The sequence below is a fragment of the Paludisphaera mucosa genome (genome assembly GCF_029589435.1).
GTDB lineage: Bacteria > Planctomycetota > Planctomycetia > Isosphaerales > Isosphaeraceae > Paludisphaera > Paludisphaera mucosa.
The window spans coordinates 804,564-820,261 of the sequence record NZ_JARRAG010000002.1; the positions used below are offsets into that span (position 1 = coordinate 804,564).

Genomic DNA, 15,698 nt, shown 5'->3' on the forward strand with positions numbered 1-15,698 from the left:
GGAGGACGGCCATGCGGCTGGGGCGAATCCACCACGCGGCGATCATCTGCTCGGACTACGACCGCTCGCGGCGGTTCTACGTCGAGACCCTCGGCCTGGCCGTCGTCCGCGAGGTCCACCGCCGCGAGCGCGACTCGTACAAGCTCGACCTGGCCCTCCCCGACGGCGCCCAGATCGAGCTCTTCTCCTTCCCGAGCCCGCCGCCGCGGCCGAGCTACCCCGAGGCCCGGGGCCTGCGCCACCTGGCCTTCGAGACCCCCGACCTCGACGAGGCCGTCCGCGACCTGGAGGCCCGCGGCGTGATCGTCGAGCCCGTGCGCGTCGACGAGCACACGGGCAAGCGCTTCACCTTCTTCGCCGACCCCGACGGCCTGCCGCTGGAGCTTTACGAGGCCTGAGTTCGGGACGGGCGATCCGGCAAGGGGGCCGCGATCGGCCTCCAGGTCCGCCCAGACCTCGCGAAACCAACCGTTTCGGGACGTCGAATCGGCCCGACGCGGCGTTCGGCGCCGGGCTTGCGTTATCCCTCCTGCATCACTTCGAGACCCGCACCTCGATTCGCGGAACCCACAGGACGCGCCGCCGTTTTCGGCGGCTTCACGATATCAAGGCCCACGCCCCGGCGCGGGCCAGGAGGGGATCCCATGCGCGCCACGATCCGGAACCTGTCCGTCGCCCTCGCGATCGCCACCCTCAGCGGCTGCACGGCCGTGGGCTCGCGCTGCCTGCACCGCCCTTGCACCTCGGAGTGCGCCGCCTCGTTCGACTCGCCCGCGCCCTTCGCGGTGACGTCGATGACCGGGAGACCTTCGCTCATCAGCCGCGTGCGCAGCCGCCTCTGGGACCGCGACGAGACCCCTCGCGACGTGACCGTCCGCCCCGAGACGACGCCCATCCCGGGGGCGACCGTCGCGCGTCGCTCCCCCGCCGCGAGCGGCGTCCTCGACCTGCCGCCGGTCACGGCGGAGGCCGCGCGCGAGGATTGACGGCGATTCCCCGAATCTCCGACCGACGGATGCGAATAGAATGGGGGAATCGGATCCACGCGACCGCCCGACGCGGCGCGTGCGAAGGCGGACCGAACGCCGCCGACAGCCGCTTTCGTTCGTTGGGGGATCGTACGATGGGACTCTGGAAGGGCCTGATGCGGGGGATGACCGATCTGACGAGCCGGGGGCCGGCCTCGTACCTGGCGGGCGGGCGGACGGTCTGCTGCCCGCACTGCGAATCGGACCGCTTCGTCGAGGGCCGGACCCTGATGAACACCCCCGGCATGACGTTCATGAATCTCGACTGGGCGAACAGGCAGGCAACCACCCTGATGTGCGATCGCTGCGGGCTCGTCCAGTGGTTCGGCGTCCGGCCGTCGCGGCAAACGGGCAAGCCCCGCGACCCGGACGACTGGTCGAACGGCTGACGACATCGCCGATTCGAAGGAGGCTCGCCATCATGAATCCCGACCTTCCGCCGCGGCCCCGCAAGGCCCGTCGCACCCTACGCCCGTCCCGCCGGGTCCTGCGCGCGGCCGTCGCGGCGGTCGTCCTTGCGGGCGTTCTCCAGTACCTCACCGCCACGGTCGGCGTAGGGGCCGTGCGGGCCTCGCTCGCGGGCGAGTACGGGCCGGGCAAGACGGTCTACGCCGTCGATTGCCGAGCGATCGCGCCCGGCCTCATCGTCTGCTCGTACTCCACGCGGACCAACCCGTCCCCCGGCCCGAAGGCCTGCTCGTGGGCCTGGGAGGCGCGGTACGCCTGGTACGGCCTCGGCTGGCGCCGACTCGATCTGCAAATGACCGCGGTGAGCTGACAAGGCCGGCGCCCGGGACGTTACGGCGCGATCGCGAACACGCGGGCCGGGAAGCCCGAGCCCCCGCGCGGCTTGGGGAAGGCGGCGACGACGATCGCGCCCGATTCCGGCACCTGATCGAGGTTCGCGAGCGCCTCGATCTGATACTTGTCCCGGCCCAGGACGTAGGCCTCCAGGGCGTAGTCGCCCCGGCTCCCGGCCGAGCCGGGGTCGGTGTCCAGGGTCTCGTGGCCGATCGCCGCGGCCTTGCAGTCTTCGAAGAGGTACCGCAGAACCTCGCGGCCCCAGCCGGGGGTGTGGGAGACGCCCTGCGCGTCGAGGTTGCGCATGGCGGCGGGGTCGGGCCAGCGTTTCGACCAGTCGGTCCGCAGCGCGACGAACGAGCCGGCGGGGATCGGCCCGTGGCGGCGTTCCCAGCCGCGGACGTCGTCCAGGGTCGGCGTGGCGTCGGGGTCCTTCGCGACGGCCTCGTGGAGGTCGAGCACGACCAGCGGCAGCAGCATCTCGCGGACGTCGATCTGGTCGACGGTGCGCAGGCCCTTGACGAAGTGGGCCGGCGGGTCGACGTGCGTGCCCCACTGGCCGACCAGGCTGTAGCGGTGCATGAGCAGGCCCTTGCCCATCGAGCCGCCGCCCGGCTCGAAGTCGTACAGCGTCTCGACGGCCTCGTCCGGCGCGCCCCCCCAGTGCGGCGCGCCGGGCCCGAACGCGTGCGTCAGGTCGACGAACCGCCCCTGCCGGAGCCTCGCCAGGACCTCCCAGAGCGGAGCCCCCTCCTCCTTCGCCCCACCCCGCCCCAGGGCCAGCGCCGCCGTCGCCAGCAGCCCGAAGGCCGCCAGGAATCCCACGCGAATCCGCCGCTCTCGCATGACGCGTCCCCCACGATCGTCGTCCCGCCCGGTCGCCGGCCCGAGGGGCGCATCATACCCCGCGAGGCGGCCCTATAATATCGCGATCGAGGCCGGGGCGGTTCCCGCGGCGTCGGCTCGACCCGGAGGCACGACGACGCGATGCGGATCGACGAGAGGACCGGGGCCTGGCTGATCGTGGCGGCCTTGACGGCGACGCTCACGGCGACGACCACGACCCAGGCTTTGCGGCGGTATCACGACCTTCGCACCGGGTGGTCGTGGGACCTGGCGTACTTCAACCAGTCGATCTGGACGGTGACGAAGGGGGACGGCCTGATCACCGTCCGGCCCATCGGGTCGGTCTCGACGGAGGGGCCCTCGGCCTGGAAGTCGAACCACCTGGGGCCGATCCGGCTGGCGATGGTCCCGTTCCACCTCGCCTTCCCCGACCCGCGGACGCTTTTGATCTTCGCCAACATCGTCTTCTGGTGGCTGATCCCGGCGGCGTACACGCTGGCGAGGTCGGAGTCGGGGTCGGACCGCGTCGCGCTCTCGGCCGTCGCGCTCGTGCCCCTCACCCCCCTGCTCTGGCCGATGGCCTGGAACGACTTCCGCGAGATCCAGGCGGGGATCCCGTTCGCGCTCTGGGCCTTCCAGGGGGTGCGGAGCCGGCGGGCCGGGCTGACGGCGGCGGGCGTGGCGGGGATGCTGGCGTGCCGCCAGGAGTTCGCCGTCGTCGTCATGTCGCTGGCGTTCCTCCCCCCGCGCGAGGACGAGGACGTGGCGAAGAAGGCCCGCTGGCGGCTGGCGCTGTTCGACGTCGGCCTGGGCTGGGTCCTGGTCTACTTCGTCTACCTCAAGCTGATGGTCGGGACCCGCGCGCCGCAGGCGTACGTCGACCAGCTCTTGGGCCCCAAGCCGACGCTGGGGCAGGCGCTCGACACGATGTTCTGGGTGGTGCGCGACGGCCTCGGCCCCTGGGCCTTGCTGGCGCTCGTCGTCCCCGGCGCGGCGGTCCTGGCGGCCCCCTGGGTCTGGAGCCTGTGCAACGGCCAGTGGGCGATGCGGATGCTGGGTCAGGCGTCGTGGCACCACGTCCGCTACGCGGCCCCGTCGGTCGCGACGACGCTCGCCGCCGGCCTGATCGGCTACGCCCGCCTGGCCGTGCTGCTGCGAGGCCGGCGCGGCGGGCGGGCGGTCCTCGTGGCGGTCTGGCTGCTGGCGGCGGGCTATTCGGCGTTCGGCCTGCGCGAGGTCATGAAGCGGATGGACCGGATCCCGCCGCCGGTCGACGCGGCCGACGTCGAGCCCTACTGGGCCTGGGCCCGCCAGGTCGGCCCGGACGACGCCGTGCTGGCCTCGTACGAGTTCGCGGCCCCGCTCTCGTCGCGCAAGAGCCTGTACAGCCACGTCCTCACGGCCAACGAGCCCCGGGGCTATCCGAGGCTCGCGCCGGAGTTTCGCTGGGTCTTCTGGAAGGTCCCGGGGCTGGAACCGAAAATGTTCGTCGACCAGGGCTTCGCCGTGGTGCACCGCGGGCCGTCGCTGGTCGTGCTGCGCCGCGCGGGGACGCCGTAGGCGGCGGCGGGGGCCGTCATTACAATGGTGCCCATGAACGCCATCGTCGTCGCCTGCAACAGCGTGCATCTGGGATTCCTCGGCGCCTACGGCAACGCCTGGATCGAGACGCCGAACCTCGACCGCCTGGCCTCGCAGGGGGTGGTGTTCGACCACCATTTCCCGGAGAACCTCACCACGCTCCCCACGCGCCGGAGCTGGTGGACGGGCCGCTACGGCTTCACCGACCCCGACCTGGGCTGGACGCCGTTGCGGAACGACGAGCGGATCCTGCCCGACTTCCTCAGCGGCCGGGGCGTGCGCACGGCGTTGATCTCGGACTCGCCCTTCCTCCGCGAGACCGGCATGGGCTACGGCCGCGGGTTCGACGACGTGATCTGGATCCGGGGCCAGGGCTACGACCCCTACATCCCCGCCGACGACCCCCGCGCCCGCGGCGTCCGCCTGGAGGACGAGCCCGGCCTGCGGCTCCCCGAGGACGAGGACGACCCCGAGACCGCCGGGCGCTGGCGGACCCGCTGGGAGCAGTTCCTGCGCAACCGCAAGGTCCTCAAGACCGACGATGAGGAGAACACGGGCGTCGCCCGCACGGTGAAGGCCGCGATCGACTGGGTCGGCCGTCGCGAGGGCGACAAGGAGCCCTTCCTGCTCTGGCTCGACCTGTTCAGCCCCCACGGCCCCTGGGACCTCCCCGACCCGTATCGCGACCAGTACGCCACGATCGAGCCCGACGAGTTCGAGGCCGACGAGGAAGGCGACCTCGTCGACGACTCGACCGACGACGAGCCCGAGATCGACATCGAGGACGTCGCGGTCCTGATCGACGTCCCCGCCGGCGCGGTGGGCGACGTGCTCGGCGAGGCCGAGCTGTACCGCCTGCGGCGCACCTACGCCGGCGCCGTCACCATGGTCGACCGCTGGCTCGGCGAGCTGTTCGACGCCCTGGAGAAGTCCGGCCGCGACAAGGACACGCTGATCATCTTCACGAGCGACCAGGGCGAGCCCCTCGGCGAGCACGGCTTCGTCCGCCGCTTCCGCCCCTGGCTCTACGAGGAGCTGATCCACACCCCGCTGATCATCCGCATGCCGGGCGCGAAGCACGGCGGCATCCGCCACCAGGCGATCGTGCAGACGGTCGACCTGCTGCCCACCCTGCTGGGCTTCTTCGGCGTCCACCCCCCCGAAGACGCGCCGCCGATCCACGGCCGCGACCTGCTCCCCCTCGTCCGCGGCGACCAGACCAAGATCCGCGACTACGCCTGCATGGGCATGGACGTCGAGGAATACGCCATCCGCACCCACGTCTGGCACATGATCGTCCCCCTGGTCGACGACCCCGAAGAGCCGCGCCGGCCCGAGCTGTACCGCAAGCCCGAGGACCGCTGGGACCAGAACGACGTCATCGAGCAGCACGGCGAGACGGCCGAGCACCTCGAGCTGTCCCTCCGCCGCTTCGTCGACGCCCTCTCCCGCGAGGCCCTCGACGAGCTGCCGCCCCTGCGCGACGTCGCCCGGCGGGGGTGATTCGAACCGGCCACCGGCGGCCGCCTGGGGCCGCGGGACGGGCGAGCGCCGCCCCCTCGCCCATCCCGCGGCCCCGAAGTTGCACGACAGCGCCCGTAACGGCCTTGCATCAGCAGTCGCCCGCCCCGAGAGCGGGCGCGTCACGGGAAGAGGAGCGAGGATGGTCACCGGGGCCGTATCGGGCGCGGACGCCGACGATTTCGGGTGGCGGTTCGACAACACCTACGCGCGGCTGCCGGACGCCCTTTCCGTCCCGGCGACGCCGGCCCGGGTGCGCGAGCCGCGGGCCTCGATTCTCAACCACCGGCTGGCGGGCGAGCTCGGCCTCGACCTCGACGCCGCGGCGCCGGAGGGGGCCGCCGCCCTGTTCGCCGGGCAGGAGCTGCCGGCCGGCTCTCGGCCGATCGCGCAGGCCTACGCCGGCCACCAGTACGGCCATTTCACCATGCTGGGCGACGGCCGCGCGATCCTGCTGGGCGAGCACCGCACGCCCGCCGGCGGCCTCGTCGACGTCCAGTTCAAGGGCTCGGGGCGGACGCGGTTCTCCCGGGGCGGCGACGGCCGCGCTGCGCTCGGGCCCATGCTCCGCGAGTACATCGTCAGCGAGGCCATGGCGGCCCTCGGCGTCCCCACCACCCGCAGCCTCGCGGTGGTCGCCACCGGCGAGCCGGTCTATCGCGAAACGGCCCGCCGTGGGGCGATCTTGACCCGCGTGGCCGCCAGCCACATCCGCGTCGGGACGTTCGAGTACGCGGCGGCCCTGGGGGACGAGCCCACCCTGCGTGCCCTGGCCGACTACGCGATCGACCGCCACGACCCGGCCCTGGCCGGCGTCCCCGGGAAGTACCTGGAGTTTTTGCGGGCCGTCGCCGACCGCCAGGCCGCCCTCATCGCCCGCTGGCAGCTGGTCGGGTTCATCCACGGCGTGATGAACACCGACAACATGGCGGTCTCCGGGGAGACGATCGACTACGGCCCCTGCGCGTTCATGAACGCGTACGACCCGGACACGGTGTTCAGCTCGATCGATCGTGCCGGCCGGTACGCCTACGGCAGGCAGCCGGACATCGCGTTGTGGAACCTGGCCCGGCTCGCCGAGACCTTGCTGCCGCTGCTGGACCCCGACGAGGCGAAGGCGATCGCGGCCGCCACCGAGGTGCTCGCAGGGTTCCCGGCCGCGTTCGAGGGCTACTGGCTGGCCGGGATGCGGAGGAAGCTGGGGCTCCGGACCGGCGAGCCGGGCGACGCCGATCTGGTCGCCGCGCTGCTGGCCTGGATGCACAAATCCCGGGCCGATTTCGTGAACACATTCCGCGACCTGTCGCCGGAGCGGCCATCGGAAGGCGACCCGGAATTCCTGGCATGGCATGGCCGGTGGCGGGAACGGCTGGGCCGGGACGGCCAGCCCCCCGACGCGGCCGTCGCCCTGATGCGGGCCTCCAACCCGGCCGTCATCCCGCGGAACCACCAGGTGGAGGAGGCGCTGGCCGCCGCCGAGGACCGCGACGATCTGTCCCCGCTTCACGACCTGCTTTCCGCGTTGGCGTCGCCCTATGAACCCCGGGGCGACGTATCGCGGTATCAGGCCCCGCCGCCCGACGAGTGCGGCTATCGCACCTTCTGCGGGACGTGACGAGCCCCGAGGCGATCCGGCGAAGCGGCGAAATCCTGCGGCCTGTCTCCCGCCGCCACGGGCCGCCTTCCCGGCCGGGGCGAAGGACGTCGTGATCCGGCGTGGACGCCGACGACCTTCCCTCCCCGACCGATTCAAAAGGCCGACCCGCTCAGCCGATCTTCGCCGGGACGACGAAGGGGGCGCGGTAGGGGCGGGTGAGCATGGCGTCGGCCTCGGAGTCGTCGACGAACGATTCGGAGGCGGGGTTGATGTGGAGCTTGCGGCCCAGGCGATAGGCGATGTTGCCCAGGTGGCAATACGCGCTCGACAGGTGGCCTTCCTCGATGTCGGCGTTGAGGATCTTGGGGTCGCGGGCGCGGACGGCCTGGAGGAAGTTAGCGTAGTGGTCGCCGCCCCCCTTGCCCGACTCGCCGGGCTCGAGCTTGGGCCCGAAGTAGGTGCGGAAGGTGTTGTAGCCGTCGATCGTCAGGATGCCCTCGGTGCCGTAGAAGATGTTGCCGATCTTGACCTCTTGCTCGGGGTTCGTGATCAGGCCGCGGACCTCGAACTGGAGCTCGACGTCGTCGAACTCGAAGAACGTCGAGAGGGTGTTGGGGGTCTCGCCGTCGTCCTCGTAGCCGAACCGGCCGCCGGAGGACATGACGGTCTTGGGGAACTCGTTCTTGGCGATCCCCCAGCGGGCGAGGTCCATCTGGTGGATGCCCTGGTTGCCCAGGTCGCCGTTGCCGGTGTCCCAGAACCAGTGCCAGTTGTAGTGGAACCGGTTGGGGTTGAACGGCCGCTCGGGGGCGGGGCCGAGCCAGACGTTGAAGTCGACGCCGGCCGGGACCGGCCCGTCGGGCTTGTGGCCGATCGAGCCTCGGGGCTTGTAGCAGAGGCCCTTGGCCATGTAGACCTTGCCGAGCTTGCCCGAGCGGAGGAAAGCGACCGCGTCGATCACGGCCTTGTGGCTGCGGCACTGGGTGCCCGTCTGGACGATTCGCTTGTAGTGCCGGGCGGCGTCGACGATCCGCCGGCCTTCGGTCACGTTGTGGCTGACCGGCTTCTCGACGTAGACGTCCTTGCCGGCCTGGCAGGCCCAGATGGCCGCGAGCGCGTGCCAGTGGTTGGGCGTGGCGATCGAGACGACGTCGATATCCTTGTCTTCGAGCAGCTTGCGGATGTCCTGGTAGTACTTCGGCGGCGACTTGGGGTCGAGCTTCTCCAGGTGCTGCTTCGCCGGGCCGATGACGTTCTCGTCGATGTCGCAGATCGCCGCGACCTTGACGTTGGGCTGGCGGCTGAAGCCGTCGACGTGGTCCATCCCCCGGCCCTTGACGCCCACGACCGCCACGCGGATCGTCTCATTCGCGCTGCGCTTGGCCGTGTCGGGCGCGGGGGCGTCCTCGGGCTCGGCCAGGGCCCGGCCCGCGGGCAGGGCCGCGATCGCCGCCGCCAGGGCCGCCGTGTCGTGGAGGAAGTGACGTCGGTTCCGCTCGCGCATGGTGGGGCTCCGCCGGAAGGGGTCGTCGGTCGAGATCCATGAGGAATGGCCGCGCCCGATTGTAGACCGGCCCGGGGGCCCTCGCCACCATCGATCCGCCCGACGACCGATTTCCGACGGGCCGCGATCAGCGGAGCTTTTCGAGCAGCTTCTGGAGCTTGTCGGCCTCGCGGCCCTCGCCGACGGCGCGCAGGCAGGCGATGAGGCCCTGGAGGGCGTCGAAGAAGGGGCGGTTGGCCTCGCGCTCGCGCGGCAGCCGGCCGGCGAAGTCGGGGGGGAGGGCGCGCTGGGCGAGCTCGAAGGCGTAGCCGTAATGTCCCTGGGCCAGGCGGGGGTCGCGGAACTCCTTGAGCGCCAGGTCGCCGAGGGCGACGTGGACCCAGAGGTTGTCAGGGCAGCCTTCGAGGGCGAAGCGGAGGGCGTCGCGGGCCTCCTCGGGCTCGCCGGCCTTCCAGATCTCCAGGCCTTCCTGGTAGTCGAGGTCGGTCTCCTCGACGCACGCGGGGTGGACCAGCTCGAACAGCTCGCCCTCGACGCGGCGGAGGCCGATCGGGCCGGGGCGGTGCTCGCGGGGGCCGGGGCCGCCGGGGCCGGGGCGGGGCCGGCGCTGCGGGCCGCCGGGCCCGTTCGGCCGCCGGGAAGGATCCTTGGGATGTCCGTTGGAGGGGGTCATGCGGGGTTCCGATCGGGGAAGCCGAGCTGGGCGAGGACGTCGGCGAGGGGCTCGAACGCCGGGACGAAATCCGCGTCGCCGACCCAGTCGCCGGCCTCGCGGCGATGGCCGACGGCCAGCCGGCGGAGGCCGGCGGCCTCGGCGGCGGCGAGGCCCCGGGGCGAGTCCTCGACCGCCACGGCCCGCGACGCGGCCACCCTCAGCCGCTTCAGGGCGCGGACGTAGGCGTCGGGCGCGGGCTTGAGGGCCTTCACGTCCTCCTTGGCGACGATCAGCTCGACGGCGTCGGCGAGGCCCGCGGCCTCCAGCAGGGCCTCGACGTTCTCGCGCCAGGTGGTCGAGACGACGGCGATCCGCGTACGGCCGGCGAGGGCGCGGAACAACTCGGCGACGCCCGGGTACGCCCGGGGGTGGAGCCGGATCATCCGCACGGTCAGCTCCTGCTTCTTGCGGACCCAGCCGTCGAGGTCGGCCTCGACCACGCCGCGGTCGGCGAACAGCTCGGCGGCGAAGGCGTGGTCGTCCTGCTCGACCGCGCGGGCGGCGACCTCGTCGGCGACCTCCCAGCCCATCCGCACCAGGGTGCGCTGCCAGGCGGCGACGTGGTAGTTCTCGGCGTCGGCGATCACGCCGTCGAAATCGAACAGGACGGCGGTTGGAGCCATGGGACGTCGCGCGGGGTCGTCGGGTAGGGCGGGGAACGCCGCGAGGGCCATTATCCCCCGGCCCGCGCGGGCCGTCAAATTGTTGACAACGCCCCCGGGGGGCGCTATTTTGCCTTTTCCGCTTCCGCGAACCTGGCGCGCCGCCGCCGTCGAAGCCGGGTCGTGCCCCGAACCTCCGTCGCTCGTCCTTCCCCATGCAGGGAGACCATCAGATGTCGCGCCCCTTGACGCTCTTCACCGGCCAGTGGGCCGACCTTCCGATCGAGTCGATCTGCGAAAAGGCCAGCAAGTGGGGGTACGAGGGGATCGAGCTGCCCTGCTGGGGCGACCACTTCAACGTCCAGAAGGCGCTCGAGGACGACAAGTACTGCCAGGGCCGGCACGACCTGCTGGGCAAGTACGGTCTCAAGACGTGGGCGATCTCGAACCACCTCGTCGGCCAGGCGATCTGCGACGTCATCGACGAGCGGCACAAGCTGATCCTGCCGCCCCACGTCTGGGGCGACGGCAAGCCCGAGGGGGTCAAGGAGCGGGCCGCGAAGGAGATGATCGACACCGCCCGCGCCGCCGCCAAGCTCGGCGTGAAGGTCGTCAACGGCTTCACCGGCTCGTCGATCTGGCACCTCCTCTACTCGTTCCCGCCCGTCTCCGACGCCATGATCGAGGCCGGGTACAAGGACCTGGCCGACCGCTTCAACCCGATCCTCGACGAGTTCAAGAAGCTCGGCCTGAAGTTCGCGCTGGAGGTCCACCCGACCGAGATCGCCTTCGACCTGCACTCGGCCGAGACCGCGCTGAAGGCGCTGGACCGACGCCCCGAGTTCGGCTTCAACTTCGACCCCAGCCACCTGATCTGGCAGTTCGTCGACCCGGTCGCCTTCATCCGCGCCTTCCCCGACCGCATCTACCACGTCCACGTCAAGGACGCGGCGCTGACGCTCGACGGCAAGTCGGGGATCCTGGGCTCGCACATCAACTTCGGCGACCCCCGCCGGGGCTGGGACTTCCGCTCGCCGGGCCGCGGCCAGGTCGACTTCAACGCCATCGCGCGGGCGCTCAACGAGATCGGCTATGAGGGCCCGCTCTCCGTCGAGTGGGAAGACCCCGGCATGGACCGCGAGTACGGCGCCGCCGAGGCCGCCCGCTTCGTCAAGGAGAAGATGATCTTCGCCACCCCCGGCCGCCTCTTCGACCAGGCCTTCGCCGAGGGCCAGGCCAAGGCCGGCGCCTGAGACCCGTGAAGCCCCTTCCCCCCCCGGCGGGGGAAGGTGGCCCGAAGGGCCGGATGAGGGGGAAGACGAGCAAGTCGGCCGCCGGAGTTCACGTCCCGCTCTTCGTCCCGAGCCAAGGCGAGCGATGGACCCGAAATTCGAGCATTCCACCCCCGCCGACCCCCTGGATCGCGCCCGCCGCTTGCGTCGCGACATGACCATGCCCGAGAGGTCGCTCTGGCAGGCGCTCCGAAGCCTCCGAACGTCCGGCCTGAAGTTTCGGCGGCAGGTCCCCTTCGGCGCTCTCGTCGTCGACTTCTACGAATCGGCTCGCCGCCTCGTCGTCGAGCTGGACGGGGACAGCCATATCGGCCGTGCCGAGTACGACCTCGCCCGGCAGGCCTGGCTCGAATCCCGGAATCCGTGCGTATTCCGAGTGTCGAACGACGACGGGCTCGCGGACGTCGGGGCGGTCGTCGATTCGATCCTCGCTTGCACTCGGAGGCTGGACGGGATCGAATCCCGCTGAGACGATCGCGAGGCCTGCCGAGATCTCGGATCTCGAACGTCGACAGCATCCCTGCTCGTCTTCCCCCTCATCCGGCCCTTCGGGCCACCTTCCCCCGCCGGGGGGGAAGGCCGTTATGGTCGGGATCGCCACCCCGACGCCTCGTCCTCCTCGCGGAGCACACCCATGAGCGGCCCGATCGTCAGGAAGTATGGATTCCCGAATCATGAGCAGATCTTCGGCCGTCGGCCCCCGGAGCACGGGGCCGATGAGCCGAAGAAGGACGAGGACGACGCGGCCCCCAAGCCCGCCGAGGCCGACCCGAAGGCGGCCGGCAAGCCCGAGCCGAAGGCCGATCAGCGCGGCGAGGGCTGAGCCGGCGCGGCGCCGCGGCTGGGCCGGCGGTCGCGGTTGAAGTGGGGCGCGGGGACGGCGTTCGGGGCCGGCGCCTTCTTCTTCGGGGGCGCGAGGTCGGCGTTGAGGACGTCGGAGAGCCGCATCCCGGCCCGGGCCAGGCGCTCGACGGCGACGGGGAGTTGGGCGTCCTGGTACTCGCGGCCGAGCCGCGCCCCGGGGCGGATGAACTCGTTGGTGCCGGGCATGAGGTAGGCCTTCTTGGCCGCCTTCAGGCTCTCGTCGGCCCAGTCCTCGGCGTCGCCGCCGAGCCAGTTGCGGGCCTCGGGCCGGCGGGCCACGTCGAACAGGGCGTCGGCCAGCTCGCGCTCGTTGCGGAAGCCGACGCGGAGGATGCCCGAGTCCCAGACCTGGTGCAGGTTGGTGAACTCGTCGCGGAAGTACGAGAGCTGGACGGTGTTGCCCCCGCGGTCTCGGCGGTCGCCGACGTGCATCGGCTGGTGGACGTCCTCGACGAGGTGGACGACGTAGCGGAGGGCCATCCGCCGCCGCGGCTTGGGGGCCGTCGGGTCGGCGAGGATCCGCCGGAACTCCGCCAGCCGCGAGACGACGCAGCCGTCGCGGCAATACTGCGGCGAGTAGCGCTCGGCCGTGATCGGCACGTTGACGAAATGCCACGACGCGCTGCCGGGGATGTCGCGGCTGTTCTCGTCGGCCCAGGTCGAGGCGTCGGCGAGCGACTCGCCCTCGTCCAGCAGCTCGCGGACCAGCGCGCGGGCCTCGGGGGTGAGGCGGCTCTCGGCCAGCCGGGCCGCCGCCCGGTGGGCGTTGCGGCCCCAGGCGAAGGCCGGTTTCGGGGCCGCGGCCGCGACCGCCACGAGGAGGGCCGCGGTCGCCGCGGCGAGCCGCCGCGCGAGGGTCCGCGGGGGCTTCGCGCGGCCCGCCGAGGGCCGCGTCGGTGCTGCTTGGGAAGGCATGTCGGGACCGCTCCGGACCGGGATCGAAGGACGCCCCGAGCCTGCGCCGCGCGGGGCTCGGGCGCGTCGGCATCAGCATAGACGCCGGCGGCGCGGTTTTGCTAGTGTGGCCCCAGTGCTCGCGCAGTCCCCCTCCCCAAGGAAACGACGACGATGGCGGCGGTCGACCCGTACTCCCTTTGCCCCTGCGGCAGCGGTCAGAAGTTCAAATGGTGCTGCCATAAGGCGGAAACGTACGTCGACCGCGCGATGCGCCTGGAGCGGAACGGGCAGAGCGAGGCGTCCCTGGCCGCCCTCAACGAGGGGCTCGCGAAGTTACCCGACACCCCCTGGCTGATCCTCCGGAAGGCGATCCTGCTGGCGATGCTGGGGCGGTCGTCGGAGGCCCGCGAGATCGTCGACGCCCTGCTGAAGAAGCAGCCCGCCCACCTCGGCGCGCTGAACGTCAAGCTCCGCCTGCTCCAGGCCGCGGGCGACGTCCGGGGGGCCGTCGACCTGTTCCAGAAGCTGCTGGAGCGGTCGGCCGACGAGCACGAGCCCGCGCCGGCCGACCTGGCCACGTCGCTCGGCGCCACCCTGTTCCGCGCCGGCTACGTCCCGGCGGCGCTCGAGCACCTGGGCCTGGCCGACGGCGGCCCGGCCGAGCGGGGCTCGGAGCGGGCCGAGGCGATGCGCGAGGAGCTGACGGCGACCCTGTGCGCCAACCCGTCGACCTCGCCCTGGCTGAAGAACCCCTACGACCTCCTCCCCTGCCCCGCGGCCGCCGGCGACGACGCGCGGCGGCGGTTCCAGGAGGCCGCCGACTGGGCCGGCCTCGGCCTGCTGGAGCGGGCCTCGGCGGCGTTCGAACTGCTCTCGGGCGACCCGGCCGTCGGCCGCGCGGCCGACGTGAACCAGGGCCTCTGCCGCCTGCGGCTGGCCGACCACCCCGCCGCCGCCGCGGCGATCCGGCGGGGGATCGCCGGGGCCCCGGCCACGACCGACGTCGTCGACCTCGAGGCCCTCGCCCAGCTCGTCGACCCCAACGTCGGCGACGACCCCGTCGAGGAGGTCGAGCTGAGCTGGCCGCTCCGCGACCGCGAGGGCCTGCTCGCCCGCCTCCGCGCCGAGAAGGCCTGCGTCGAGCGCGTCGACGCCGAGGCCGAGCCGGGCGACGAGCTCGAGTTCGCGCTGCTCGACCGCCCCCGGATCGCCGACGGCGCCAAGGCCGAGCCGGGCGACCTGCCCCTGGTCGCGGGCTCGATCGTGGTGGCGGCCGACGCCGTCAAGCTGGAGACCTTCGACGACGGCCGGCTCAACGACCTGATCGACCGGCTCGCCGCGATCGCCGGCCACACGATCCCCCCGGCGCACCCCCGGACCAAGATCCTCGGCCGCGTCTCCCGCCAGTCCCTGGTCCTCGACCTCGCCTGCCAGCCGCCGGCCGGGACGCCGCCGCAAGAGCAGCGCTCCCTCGTGGGGCGGCTGGGCGCCGAGCGGGTCCAGAAGCGCTGGGTCGAGACCCCCATGGTCTTCCTGGGCGGCAAGACGCCCGTCGAGGCGGGCCGCGGCGGCAAGTTCGAGGTCCCCCTGCGGGCCGCCCTGACGCTGCTGGAGGCCCACGGCAACTGGCAGGGCCTGATCGACTGGGACGCGCTGCGGGCCCGCCTGGGCGTGCCGGCCGAGCCGGCCATCGACCCGATCGACGTGGAGCTGGAGCGGGTCCACGTCGGCCGCCTGGCGAAGGTCGACCCCCACGGGCTCGACGACGAACGCCTGGTGGACCTCCGCGAGCGGGCCCACCAGTGGGGCCTGACCGAGGTGGTCGTGCGGTCCGCCCGCGAGATCGCCTCGCGGCGCAGGCTGCTGGAGCGCGAGGGCTTCCCGACGATCCAGGTCTTCTCCGACCTGGCGATCGACGCGGCCCTCTCCGGCGACCGCGAGGCCGCCCTGGGCTGGGTCCGCAAGGGCCGCGAGACCGAGCCGGCGGCGCGGCGCGGCGCGACGGCCCCGTCGTGGGACATGCTGGACGTCCGGATCCGCACGATGCTCGACGGCCCCGAGAGCTGGGTGCCCGAGGTGGCCGCGGTGCTGTCGCGGTACGAGGGGAACGCCCAGGGGATGCAGCAGGTGCTCTCGCACCTGATCGACCTGGGCCTGATCGAGCTGGCGCCCTCGCCCGAAGACCCGACGAAGTACGTCGCCGACCCGACGGTGCTGTACGGCCTGCTGGCGCGCTTCGGCCCCCGCGTGCAGGCGGTCGGCGGCGCCCCGGCGGGGGGCGGCATCTGGACCCCCGGCGCCCAGGCCGGCGGCGGGGGCAGGGGCGGCGGCGGCATCTGGACCCCCGGCTCGGGCCCGGCCGCCGCGCCGGCCGCCCCGGCCGAGAAGCCGCGGATCATCTTCCCCGGCCGCTGACCCGGACGCCTCGCGACGCCTCCCGACTTCGAACG

At 72.5% G+C, this 15,698-nt stretch carries 16 protein-coding genes; 11 read left to right on the forward strand and 5 right to left on the reverse strand.

What is annotated here, in order from left to right; genetic code table 11:
- The first annotated feature begins 11 nt into the window (after nt 1-11).
- From gloA2 to PZE19_RS12845, 4 genes are all read left to right on the forward strand, one after another.
- The gene (gene gloA2, locus PZE19_RS12830; protein WP_277861019.1) at nt 12-398 is read left to right on the forward strand and encodes an SMU1112c/YaeR family gloxylase I-like metalloprotein; all 387 of its coding nucleotides are present in this window, start codon (nt 12-14) and stop codon (nt 396-398) included.
- Nucleotides 399-644: 246 nt separating this feature from the next.
- Entirely contained in the window at nt 645-986 is a 342-nt protein-coding gene (locus PZE19_RS12835) for a hypothetical protein (protein WP_277861020.1), read from the forward strand.
- A gap of 137 nt (nt 987-1,123) precedes the next feature.
- Nucleotides 1,124-1,417: a hypothetical protein gene (locus tag PZE19_RS12840; protein ID WP_277861021.1), complete on the forward strand. Its 294-nt coding sequence runs from the start codon at nt 1,124-1,126 to the stop codon at nt 1,415-1,417.
- A gap of 32 nt (nt 1,418-1,449) precedes the next feature.
- Nucleotides 1,450-1,806 (forward strand): hypothetical protein, encoded by a 357-nt coding sequence (locus PZE19_RS12845; RefSeq protein ID WP_277861022.1) that lies wholly within the window; start codon nt 1,450-1,452, stop codon nt 1,804-1,806.
- Nucleotides 1,807-1,826: 20 nt separating this feature from the next.
- Here PZE19_RS12845 and PZE19_RS12850 read toward each other — a convergent pair whose 3' ends face one another.
- Nucleotides 1,827-2,675, reverse strand: a complete 849-nt coding sequence (locus PZE19_RS12850) for a cyclase family protein (protein ID WP_277861023.1) — start codon at nt 2,673-2,675, stop codon at nt 1,827-1,829.
- A gap of 141 nt (nt 2,676-2,816) precedes the next feature.
- Here PZE19_RS12850 and PZE19_RS12855 point away from each other — a divergent pair, with 141 nt between their 5' ends.
- From PZE19_RS12855 to PZE19_RS12865, 3 genes are all read left to right on the forward strand, one after another.
- The gene (locus PZE19_RS12855) at nt 2,817-4,235 is read left to right on the forward strand and encodes a DUF2079 domain-containing protein (protein WP_277861024.1); all 1,419 of its coding nucleotides are present in this window, start codon (nt 2,817-2,819) and stop codon (nt 4,233-4,235) included.
- 33 nt (nt 4,236-4,268) lie between these two features.
- Nucleotides 4,269-5,759, forward strand: coding sequence for a sulfatase family protein (locus PZE19_RS12860; RefSeq protein WP_277861025.1), 1,491 nt, complete (start codon nt 4,269-4,271; stop codon nt 5,757-5,759).
- A gap of 160 nt (nt 5,760-5,919) precedes the next feature.
- On the forward strand, nt 5,920-7,392 hold the full coding sequence (locus tag PZE19_RS12865) for a protein adenylyltransferase SelO (protein ID WP_277861026.1): 1,473 nt from the start codon (nt 5,920-5,922) through the stop codon (nt 7,390-7,392).
- A 151-nt stretch (nt 7,393-7,543) separates the two neighbouring features.
- Here PZE19_RS12865 and PZE19_RS12870 read toward each other — a convergent pair whose 3' ends face one another.
- The 3 genes from PZE19_RS12870 to PZE19_RS12880 form a co-directional block, all read right to left on the reverse strand.
- Nucleotides 7,544-8,878 carry a Gfo/Idh/MocA family protein gene (locus PZE19_RS12870; protein WP_277861027.1) on the reverse strand — a complete coding sequence of 445 codons (1,335 nt, stop codon included), beginning with the start codon at nt 8,876-8,878 and terminating at the stop codon, nt 7,544-7,546.
- Nucleotides 8,879-9,005: 127 nt separating this feature from the next.
- Complete coding sequence (locus tag PZE19_RS12875) at nt 9,006-9,551, reverse strand: tetratricopeptide repeat protein (protein WP_277861028.1); 546 nt, start codon at nt 9,549-9,551, stop codon at nt 9,006-9,008.
- The gene (locus PZE19_RS12880) at nt 9,548-10,216 is read right to left on the reverse strand and encodes an HAD family hydrolase (RefSeq protein ID WP_277861029.1); all 669 of its coding nucleotides are present in this window, start codon (nt 10,214-10,216) and stop codon (nt 9,548-9,550) included. Before PZE19_RS12880 ends, PZE19_RS12875 begins: the two co-directional genes overlap by 4 nt.
- A gap of 212 nt (nt 10,217-10,428) precedes the next feature.
- Here PZE19_RS12880 and PZE19_RS12885 point away from each other — a divergent pair, with 212 nt between their 5' ends.
- The 3 genes from PZE19_RS12885 (at nt 10,429) to PZE19_RS12895 (ending at nt 12,310) form a co-directional block, all read left to right on the forward strand.
- A complete protein-coding gene (locus PZE19_RS12885; RefSeq protein WP_277861030.1) occupies nt 10,429-11,448 on the forward strand; it encodes a sugar phosphate isomerase/epimerase family protein in 1,020 nt (339 codons plus the stop codon).
- Between the two features lie 124 nt (nt 11,449-11,572).
- Complete coding sequence (locus PZE19_RS12890; protein WP_277861031.1) at nt 11,573-11,956, forward strand: DUF559 domain-containing protein; 384 nt, start codon at nt 11,573-11,575, stop codon at nt 11,954-11,956.
- Nucleotides 11,957-12,121: 165 nt separating this feature from the next.
- On the forward strand, nt 12,122-12,310 hold the full coding sequence (locus PZE19_RS12895; RefSeq protein ID WP_277861032.1) for a hypothetical protein: 189 nt from the start codon (nt 12,122-12,124) through the stop codon (nt 12,308-12,310).
- Here PZE19_RS12895 and PZE19_RS12900 read toward each other — a convergent pair.
- Nucleotides 12,292-13,266 carry a S1/P1 nuclease gene (locus PZE19_RS12900; protein WP_277861033.1) on the reverse strand — a complete coding sequence of 325 codons (975 nt, stop codon included), beginning with the start codon at nt 13,264-13,266 and terminating at the stop codon, nt 12,292-12,294. The two genes, PZE19_RS12895 and PZE19_RS12900, sit on opposite strands and share 19 nt — an antisense overlap.
- Nucleotides 13,267-13,419: 153 nt before the next feature.
- On the opposite strand from PZE19_RS12900, the gene PZE19_RS12905 reads away from it, so the two are divergent.
- A complete protein-coding gene (locus PZE19_RS12905) occupies nt 13,420-15,663 on the forward strand; it encodes a tetratricopeptide repeat protein (RefSeq protein WP_277861034.1) in 2,244 nt (747 codons plus the stop codon).
- Nucleotides 15,664-15,698: the final 35 nt, after the last annotated feature.